Below are 8,908 nucleotides of genomic sequence, written 5' to 3' on the forward strand. Positions count from 1 at the left end.
CATCATTAGAATAATGATTAGCACCTTCGCCTTCTGTTTTATAAGATATTTTATCATGTTCATATATATCACCATTACCTAAATTATATTTCGAATGGCTCGACATTTGGGTTTTTGCCATGGGCAGGCGGTTTGGCGGAATATTGTTGGCATGGTAGGCTCGCCCGACAATAACCGGCTGATCTGGATCGCCGTGGACAAAATCCACCAACACTTCGATTTTCAACCGATATTGACCATATTCATAAGGATGACCAAAGTCCTTCATATTAAATAAATTACCATCTGGGTTTCCATAAGTTGAACCGAATTCAGTAAGTTTTTTTCCATATACTAAATGACTAACGACGAATATCGTATTCAGTGAGCAGGTCAGTACGTTTAACGCACCAATCTTGTGAAAAGGTTACAACGCATTTCGTCGGAACCTATGGAGCGATGGGACTGACAGCCAACTGATAGCCCTGCCAGTAAGAAGTCTTTTCCGTAACGGTGATCTCCTGACCTTTCCGCAATAACATCACTGACAGCGCCACCTCATCAAAGCCAATGACACGTAACGGGTAATCACTGTTCTTATCACTCTGTACCTGCATGGTGGCGACTACTATCACGGCTTTTTATACGTTTGAGAGCAGTGGTAATCTTCCCTATGACCGTGGCGACTATCGAGGGTGCGTTCTTCTTCTGTCTTCGTGCCATTTTCCACCACCTGTAGATGATTCTGTTTTTGGTTCATGATAAAAATCAATGGATTATCTTTCCTATGACTCACTACCGATGAAATTCGTCGTCAGTCACTAACTCATATTTTTGCGCCAAGAACACCAAATTAATTTTTTTCTCTTTATATATAAGTTAAGCAAACGGTGTTGTCTCGGTTGTCTCGGTTGTCTCAATCAGATTAACTTATTGTTTTATAATGATTAATATCTAAAAAGGACGCCGGCAGACCCAGGCTTTAGGTTTCCTAATCATACGGGACACCATATTCCGTTAAATATTCTCAACACGCTGCTGATAACACCGATTCCAGAGCCAACAGGGATAAACATTGAAAGTTTCCCTATACTGGAAGATAGACGCCCAGCAGATTATATTCTGGTCACCCCTGTTCCGGACATTCCGCCGATTTATGTTTATCTAAAAAAAGATGGGGCGCGGTATAATCCGGGTACAGTAACTGGAAAAGGTCAATCTGTCAGTGGTATTTGGCTGGAAAGTGCCGGAAAAGATTTAGGTGTGCCTATTCCCAGTCATATTGCGGATAAATTACGAGGAAGAACTTTCAACAGATTTGATGATTTTAGGGCTGCGTTATGGGGTGAAATAGGAAAGGATCCCAATCTTATTAATCAATTTAATGAGGGGAATGAAGAACTTTTGCGAAAAGAACGTTCTCCCTATACTGTCGACTCGGAGCAATCTGGTGGAAGAAAGGTGTTTGAGATTCATCATGTTAAAGAAATTCAACATGGGGGCGCAGTGTATAATATTGATAACCTAAGAATTGTGACACCTAAAAACCATATCCGCATTCATAAAAAATAGGAGTTATCCATGAGTAAGAAGAAGCTTGAAGATTATACTGAAGCCGAATTTCTGGCTTTCATCACAAAAATCTTTAAAGCTGATTTTGAGACAGAAAAACAAGGACGAGATGCTGTCTTAGAATTCAAGCGGCTCACTGAACACCCAGATGGAAGTGACGTTATTTATTATCCTCCCGTAGGTGCGGAAGACTCCCCTCAAGGAATTCTTGAGCGAGTCAAACAATGGCGTGCTGAAAATGGAAAGCTACTATTTAAGAAATAATTGATTTGTACAAATCATAGTGGGACTGCAGTCCCACTTATGCGTATTTGTAGAAATTAACAGAACTCCTAAATATCCCTTGTTTCCGGCAGAGAACCGGATTATTCTGTTTTAGAACAATTGATAATAATCAAATAGTTAAAGTAAGTATATTTATAAGCCATTGACTTTTATTATTTCCGGCACAGAGACAGAGATTAATAGAATCAAGGGGTTAAAAGACGGGAAATCCCGCTTTACACATTAATATTTAACCTGTTGAAATTATCTTGTAAAGATTGACATAGCGTCCACTTTATGAATACATGGACGTACTTATCTTTAATTTTCCCACCACTGCTTTTAAGTTAACCTTAATTTATATCAACTCTAAATATATCCAATAAATTAAGGATATATCAGATCTGAAAGCCTATTTAAGGAGTTCATTATGTATGATGAAGATGATGAAATGTCATTTAAAGAGATATTTGATATCTTTCTATTAAATAAATTTAACATGACAAGACCGGAAAATTTACTTCCATTACAGAAAAACAAAGCCTTACAACGGCCGGCTGAGCGTAAGTCTATTTTTTTATTGGAAAAAACTGAAAAATATTTTTTAAGAAATTGGGTGACTGGAAAACTCAAATTAGCAGATGGGCTATATATCTTTGTTATTACCGCTGACGATCCTCATACTATATATTGCGCCAGAAGTGTACGTGACAGTAATTACCACTGGTATGATGCAGTTGATGGTCATTCATCAATAGGTTATAGAGAGCCAGTACGTTATGCAGGAAGCATACTCTTTGACCAAGGTGAGCTATCGCTCTGGACAAATGCCAGTGGACATTACCGCCCTCCTCAAGAACTAAGATACTTAATGACGCCTTATATTAGACATCTTCTGCCTGATACGAAATTTAGGCGCATATCATTTTAACCCGCAATTTCTGCGGGTTAAAATGGTTAGCTCCGAATTAAGCGGCTCTGACTATGTAATTGAATGCTATGTTGCGGGGGTGCGTTTCGTCACCGCCTGTATTGTTAGCAATTGAATTTTCAGTAGCGCGTCCTATTGCATCTCTGCCGATTGGGTAGAGGAGTTTATCTAGGGGGCCTTGGTATAAGGCTAGGTAATTGCCACCGTTACCTTCCGCTAGTTGTATCTTTTTTGTTCTGTCAGCTTGCCACGATAAAACTTGGCGATTCGAGTCTACTCCGCGATCATCATCCCAACCACGAATAAATTCCCCCCTTAAATCAGGCAATCTGCCTGATGGATAGGCAAGGGCAAGTTTCGGATATCTTACTGTATCAAATACTTCACCATTACATTTAAGCCAACCGTCCGGTGGAATTTCTGACGGCCAAGGAATAGGAACTCCAACGGGCACGGCAGTATAACCAAAGTCTTCATAGGATTGTTGTGTTGGTACTGTGTCTTTTAAATTTGATACGTCAGGTTTTTTATCTTGCATAGCTATTCCCTCATTTAATCAACAATACACATTGCTAAGTAACATGAAGGCGGTGGGATGTTTCTCCGCCTGTGAACATCTATAAAATGGGTTCATCAATATTGGAGAGAGCTTCTGGTTAGAATGGCACGGAATGGTTGGTGGGACATTAATAAAATCTATTTACCTATGGCTTACTGATAAGATTTAGCATACTGATAGTGGGATATAACCCTTGAGTCTATTAATCTCTGCCTCAGGGACAGAATTACATAAAATCAGTAAGTTACGTTAAATGAGGGAATTATCCCCTTTTAACCCATTGATTTAATTGAATTCCCATCCTGAGCAGGAATTACGCAAAATCAACGGCTTAGCTAAAGATGGGATATCTCACCTTTAATTCAGCACGCTTCTGTTTCAAATGGAAGCGGTGAAATTAACTATAGGGATTCCTTGAGGTTAAGGAGTCCTATTGTCGAGGTCATTAGCTCAGTGAGCTCGAAGAATACCGTGGTCCTCACTTTGGCCTACCCGATAATTTCGGGTTGGTTGTCTCACTATATGGGACAGTGAAGAGCTTAGAACATAGCATGTAACACTTTGATTTTAAAATCATAAAATAAGTTATATCTTGGATTCTATACAATTTACTATACAACTTCACTTACCACTAGAAAAGCATTTTGCATTTTGATTGTTATACTGAAAGTCAGTAAATATATTACTGTGCAGTTAATTTATTTTCAAACATGTTCTGATATCTTCATAGCCTAAAGTGAGCTCAGTACACTAAACGTCCTGTGTTAATGACTGACGACGAATTTCGTCGGAACCTATGGAGCGATGGAACTGACAGCCAACTGATAGCCCTGCCAGTAAGAAGCCTTTCCCGTCACCGTGATCACCTGACCTTTCCGCAATAACATCACCGATAGTGCCACCTCATCAAAGCCAACGACACGCAGCGGGTAATCACTGCGCTTCTCGCTCTGTACCTGCATGGTGGCCGACTATCAATTGTTCGTTCTTCTTCTGTCTTCGTGCCATTTTCCATCACCGATAGATGGTTGGAATTTCAACCATCATAAAAATCAAAACATTAAATACAAGCTATTCACTGCGAACGTATTACGCATTCAGTCATGAGTTACATTAGGAAATTCCCGATTGGATTATTTTTTGACCTAAGCCCGAATTCGGGCTTTGATTGTTTTTCAACAACTTAACTTCAAGCTTACTGATAGATTTGTCGTTAGTCACTGAGTTACATTAAGTAACCCTGTAAGTGTAAGGTCATCAACTGCAAAAAATTTTTCAGTTGCTAGCCTCACATAAGCAAAAGGTAAGGTGGAAATCACCATACCTAAAGTGTGATATCCCACCCTAAAGATGGTCACGATTTTGACCATGTTGTTTTGGATTTTGTACCGACGAAATTCGTCGTCACCCCTCACAAGGTCGGAACGTTTAACGTACTGACCTCTCACTACTGACGATATTCGTCGATGCAAAATCCAATGTCCAATAATCGGAAATTTGTAGGTTACTTAAAGTAACTCGCAAATAACTTTGAGCGTAACTACTGGTTACTCACAAACTTTGCAGGGCAGTTATGCTGACTCGCAAACTATGGTGATTTCCACCATAGTTAATGGTCAAGATTTTGACCATCATAAAAATCAACAAGTTACTCTAGTTAATGGCGTAATTGCTGTTATCGACTATCGCGGGTATGTCTCTGAATTCCAGCTTGATCGCCGCCATACAGAAATTTTTATCACTACCGACGATATTCGTCGTCAGTCACTAACTCATATTTTTGCGCCAAGAACTCCAAATTAATTTTCATAATTTTATTTCTCTTTATATATAAGTTAAGCAAACGGTGTTGTCTCAGTTGCCTCGGTTGTCTCGGTTGTCTCAAGCAGATTAACTTATTGTTTTATAATGATTAATATCTGAAAATTGAGACAACCAAGCCTATTTTATGTTGTCTCAATTTTATCTTTTGTATCGTAAATAACTTACATCATGTTGATAAATAAAGATTTAATATCGAACTTGGTGTTGTCTCAGTGAAGCCCTTTGCACACCCATTTACCTGAACACTTTCAGAACAGGCGGATAAAAGAAAGTAAACACACGGTGAACTCACCTTGTTGAAGACTTTCCGTTTCGTCAGGATTGGAACCCGGTTCTATTCGAAACGAGGTTTCCTATGCCAACATTACGTTACACTTCACGCGAACAGCAGCTGCAACATGTCTCCAACTGGCTGTTCGCGGGTTCGCTCCGTGCGGGTCAGCGTCTGGCGGATATCCTGAGCCTGCTGGAGACGGCAAAAGCCAATCAGCTCGATCCGTTCGTGTGGTTACGCGATGTGTTGACGCGATTACCGTCGTGGCCGAACAACCGACTGCAAGAGCTGTTGCCGTACAGGGGTAATACCTTCCAATAACATCCTCAAACCCCCAACAAAAACTTGCCGTGTTTTTCAAGGTGAGTTCACCGTGTGTTTACATAGCTTTGGGTTGGTTGTCTTGCTGTACGGGACAAGAACTGACCCTCTTAAAGTGGGTCAGTTTGAGCACCGAAAATATCGGTATGCAAACAGGTGATTATTTGTCCCGACGAAATTCGTCGATACAAAATCCAATATCCCATTATCAGACTTTGAGCGTAAATGATATTTACTCACAGAATTTGTACACCTCATTAAGGGTTGCACAAACTTTCCGCGTATCATTTAGCGACGCGGTTAATTTGCGACTGACAGTTAGTCAGGCACAAAAAGAAAAGGTGTTGCGGAAATCACCACCATCTTTAAGATGTGATATCCCATCTTGGGTATGGTGATTTCCACCATACCTTTTACCCTCACAGGGTTACTTAATGTAACTCAGTGACTGACGACGAATATCGTCGGAACCAATGATAACCAGACTGTAAATATGGCGTCTGCTTATTTTTCAATCTATCACTGTAACCCATTGATTTTTCCGAGAACGTCACTTTGACCACGCGGGACATCTCAATATTTCCAGTTTCCAAAGTGAGGATGAATGGAGTAATCAAAGGGTTGCTGAGGTGTGAGAAATTTTTCGCATACCCACAGGCTAAATTTTCAGCCGATGACTGAGCGAAAAGTTTCGCCGATTGAACTGAGTGAACATTATTCACTTGGTTTAAAATTAATGAGTGATTTATAGCCAACCCTCTTAAAGAGGGTAGCCTCAGAGATTGATGACCCCTTAACCTCAAGGAGTCCCTATAGTTAATTCACGCCTCAGTTTGAAACAGAAGCGTGCTGAATTAAAGGTGAGAAATCCCACCTTTAGCTAAGTCGTTGATTTTGCTTATTTCCTGCACAGAACAGGAATTCAATTAAATCAATGGGTTAAAAGAGGATAATTATCCTCTTTAACGTAACGTATTGATTTTACTTATTTCTGTCACAGGGACAGAGAATAATGAAGTCAAGGGGTTAGGGGAAGGCCGCGCAACGCGCGGCCCTGAAATGCTCTAGCACTGAGATTGTCTATATTAATTACTCATCATAAAAAGCTAATTCAAGCTCAAGTGTCTTACCGACTGATGAGGTAAATAATTCTTCTAATGCCAACGAGCCTTCTGTTTGAGTATGAATAAGAGTTTTATTGGTACCTGCTCCATGACTCATCCCTAAATCATATTCTTTATCTAAACATTTAACGATTAATCTTTTCGAGCCAAGCTCACTTCTAATCTTGACAACATTAACATCATCAAAAATAGCAAGAGCGTGTGGGGGGTTAAGGTTAGCATTAGACATACTGAGTTCTATGAGTTCTGAAATTGATGTATTGTTGCTAATTTCTTCCCATTCACCCATGCGATAGCCATTTTCAAAATTACTCAGATCGGCATAACCAAACATATTTCCATCGAGAGCTGTGCCAATGGTTAATTTCCCCTTCAATAGAAACTTCGGTTCCGTCTCCAATTCTGGCTTCACTGGCTCTTTTTTCTCTCCCGCTTCTTCCACAAACGCCCAATCACACGCCATCATATCTTCCTGCGTTGGTTGCCACGGTACGAAGTTACCATGTTCATTGCGTAGATCGATATGGGTCAGATAATCGTACTGAGTCCCAACGGCTACCCCATCAACCGCATAGGCACTCTCTTTCTCTATGGTTAACTCATTTACACGTGGAGTGATAGCCAAATACATCTCATTATTCCCTTGGCAATTCTTCCAAGCAGAACGGGTAACACGCTTGCGTAGTTTTAATTGAATCAAAGCCCAAGAGAAAGAACCCACCGGTGCAATAAAGCAATCACACTGATAGTGTTTTGGGTCGAATGGGCATTCGTTTTCAGGCTTAATAACGTCAGACATACTATTTCCTTGTTTAATTATTAATTGCTGGACAGCCCGAATATATTAACGAATGTGGAGGGTTGAATGAATTGATTGGGGTTGTGTGGGGGATGGTACAAATAGGGAAAAGTCAAAGAAAAAAACAACACTTTTCATTTCCATCACACTAAATTTCATCAGTCGATAGATAAACTTTATTAATTTACCGTTTGTCACTTTATGAGAGAGTAAGAAAAAAAATCCCCACCACAAAACATATCCAGAAATTATTTTATCTGTTGAATTAGCGAAAAGAGTTTTTAGCAAATTAGAGACAAAAACATTTCATTAAATCAGAGGATAATATTATGGGTCCTATAGATGGTACTTATGCGAGTCATGATGAGAATTTTTCACTCACTATAATCAATAGTGATGACAGACCAGGAACATTCAATGGCATTTTCAAAGCCAAAGATTTATCTATAGGTGATCTCACCTATAATAACGTTACTGGAGAATATAGATACGTCATCCAACAACCTGTTTTCCAAATAGGCTTTTATGCAATTATACGTCCTGAATCAACTGAATATGTTATAACTGATCATTGGAATGGCGTTAGAACCAACGACAAAAGTCTACTTTTAAGTGGATTGCGAACCTATATAACAAGTGCTGGTTCATATGATATACATTATTTTGAAAAGATTCTTTTCAAGATGACCTGACCGCTCCTTGATACATCAAGATCTTAAAAGGGGCAAATAGCCCCTAATTACTTCTGTTGTTCGGACCAATTATGTCAGATGTCGCATTTACATCTTCCTGCCCCACATTCCACACCGAATCTTCCGGCATCTGGACGCGGACGTCTAACCGACAACCTTCGGGGATGTCGCACGGCTCACCATCGGCATAGTAAACCTTCTCACCGTCCACGATTTCTTTTATCCGCTTGTTCTGGAACTGCTTGGGTAAATGGGTATGCTGACGGTGGAACGTCTCAATCGTGATAGTGCCGTCCTTGTGGACCTTGTCATCAAGGTAGATGAGTTCGAGTCCATTATTGTTCTTCGGGGAAGAGATACCACCATGCACGCCCCATGCCCCATCGGCGTTATAACCGAGAACACCAGAGATTTGATAATGACCGGTGCCGAGTTTGGTGACCGTGGCCCCCTCGGATTCGTCGTTGGTGATGAATTTGCCATCGGGGTGGATTTGGATAATGGGGGAGGCTTTTTTTAGGAAGCCGTTGTTGTCTACGGTGGTGTTTTTTGTCCCCCACAGGTCAACA

At 40.3% G+C, this 8,908-nt stretch carries 9 protein-coding genes and 4 pseudogenes; 7 read left to right on the forward strand and 6 right to left on the reverse strand.

Features of this window, described 5'->3' with window-relative positions; genetic code table 11:
• Nucleotides 1-268, reverse strand: a pseudogene (locus AB204_RS23975) (hypothetical protein); the annotation flags it as partial.
• A gap of 160 nt (nucleotides 269-428) precedes the next feature.
• Nucleotides 429-614: a hypothetical protein gene (locus AB204_RS21440; protein ID WP_235428084.1), complete on the reverse strand. Its 186-nt coding sequence runs from the start codon at nucleotides 612-614 to the stop codon at nucleotides 429-431.
• A 340-nt stretch (nucleotides 615-954) separates the two neighbouring features.
• Here AB204_RS21440 and AB204_RS23980 point away from each other — a divergent pair.
• The 4 genes and pseudogenes from AB204_RS23980 to AB204_RS12385 form a co-directional block, all read left to right on the forward strand.
• Nucleotides 955-1,131, forward strand: a pseudogene (locus AB204_RS23980) (S-type pyocin domain-containing protein); the annotation flags it as partial.
• On the forward strand, nucleotides 1,132-1,551 hold the full coding sequence (locus AB204_RS23510; protein WP_324292613.1) for an HNH endonuclease signature motif containing protein: 420 nt from the start codon (nucleotides 1,132-1,134) through the stop codon (nucleotides 1,549-1,551).
• Between the two features lie 9 nt (nucleotides 1,552-1,560).
• Nucleotides 1,561-1,815: a bacteriocin immunity protein gene (locus AB204_RS12380; protein ID WP_047963680.1), complete on the forward strand. Its 255-nt coding sequence runs from the start codon at nucleotides 1,561-1,563 to the stop codon at nucleotides 1,813-1,815.
• A 430-nt stretch (nucleotides 1,816-2,245) separates the two neighbouring features.
• Complete coding sequence (locus tag AB204_RS12385; RefSeq protein ID WP_047963681.1) at nucleotides 2,246-2,746, forward strand: hypothetical protein; 501 nt, start codon at nucleotides 2,246-2,248, stop codon at nucleotides 2,744-2,746.
• A gap of 37 nt (nucleotides 2,747-2,783) precedes the next feature.
• On the opposite strand, the gene AB204_RS12390 is transcribed toward AB204_RS12385, so the two are convergent.
• Together AB204_RS12390 and AB204_RS22795 are read right to left on the reverse strand one after the other, a co-directional pair.
• Nucleotides 2,784-3,284, reverse strand: coding sequence for a phage tail protein (locus AB204_RS12390; protein WP_072061438.1), 501 nt, complete (start codon nucleotides 3,282-3,284; stop codon nucleotides 2,784-2,786).
• 815 nt (nucleotides 3,285-4,099) lie between these two features.
• Nucleotides 4,100-4,267: a hypothetical protein gene (locus AB204_RS22795; protein ID WP_161796564.1), complete on the reverse strand. Its 168-nt coding sequence runs from the start codon at nucleotides 4,265-4,267 to the stop codon at nucleotides 4,100-4,102.
• Nucleotides 4,268-4,835: 568 nt separating this feature from the next.
• Between AB204_RS22795 and AB204_RS22405 the strand changes: the two genes are divergently transcribed.
• Both AB204_RS22405 and AB204_RS12395 read left to right on the forward strand, forming a co-directional pair.
• Complete coding sequence (locus AB204_RS22405; protein WP_152671539.1) at nucleotides 4,836-5,108, forward strand: hypothetical protein; 273 nt, start codon at nucleotides 4,836-4,838, stop codon at nucleotides 5,106-5,108.
• Between the two features lie 424 nt (nucleotides 5,109-5,532).
• Nucleotides 5,533-5,724, forward strand: a pseudogene (locus AB204_RS12395) (transposase domain-containing protein); the annotation flags it as partial.
• Nucleotides 5,725-7,230: 1,506 nt separating this feature from the next.
• Here AB204_RS12395 and AB204_RS24130 read toward each other — a convergent pair.
• Nucleotides 7,231-7,647: pseudogene (locus AB204_RS24130) on the reverse strand (DUF2829 domain-containing protein); the annotation flags it as partial.
• A gap of 329 nt (nucleotides 7,648-7,976) precedes the next feature.
• Between AB204_RS24130 and AB204_RS12405 the strand changes: the two are divergent.
• On the forward strand, nucleotides 7,977-8,339 hold the full coding sequence (locus AB204_RS12405; RefSeq protein ID WP_047963684.1) for a hypothetical protein: 363 nt from the start codon (nucleotides 7,977-7,979) through the stop codon (nucleotides 8,337-8,339).
• 43 nt (nucleotides 8,340-8,382) lie between these two features.
• On the opposite strand, the gene AB204_RS12410 is transcribed toward AB204_RS12405, so the two are convergent.
• On the reverse strand, nucleotides 8,383-8,908 hold a 526-nt coding region (locus AB204_RS12410; protein ID WP_047963685.1), incomplete at its 5' end, for a phage tail fiber protein.

The sequence above is a fragment of the Xenorhabdus khoisanae genome (assembly GCF_001037465.1).
GTDB lineage: Bacteria > Pseudomonadota > Gammaproteobacteria > Enterobacterales > Enterobacteriaceae > Xenorhabdus > Xenorhabdus khoisanae.

Coding starts and splice junctions, on each gene's coding strand:
- AB204_RS12380 (WP_047963680.1), top strand. CDS start 1,561: ATGAGTAAGAAGAAGCTTGAAGATTATACTGAAGCCGAATTTCTGGCT.
- AB204_RS12385 (WP_047963681.1), top strand. CDS start 2,246: ATGTATGATGAAGATGATGAAATGTCATTTAAAGAGATATTTGATATC.
- AB204_RS12390 (WP_072061438.1), bottom strand. CDS start 3,284: ATGCAAGATAAAAAACCTGACGTATCAAATTTAAAAGACACAGTACCA.
- AB204_RS22795 (WP_161796564.1), bottom strand. CDS start 4,267: ATGCAGGTACAGAGCGAGAAGCGCAGTGATTACCCGCTGCGTGTCGTT.
- AB204_RS12405 (WP_047963684.1), top strand. CDS start 7,977: ATGGGTCCTATAGATGGTACTTATGCGAGTCATGATGAGAATTTTTCA.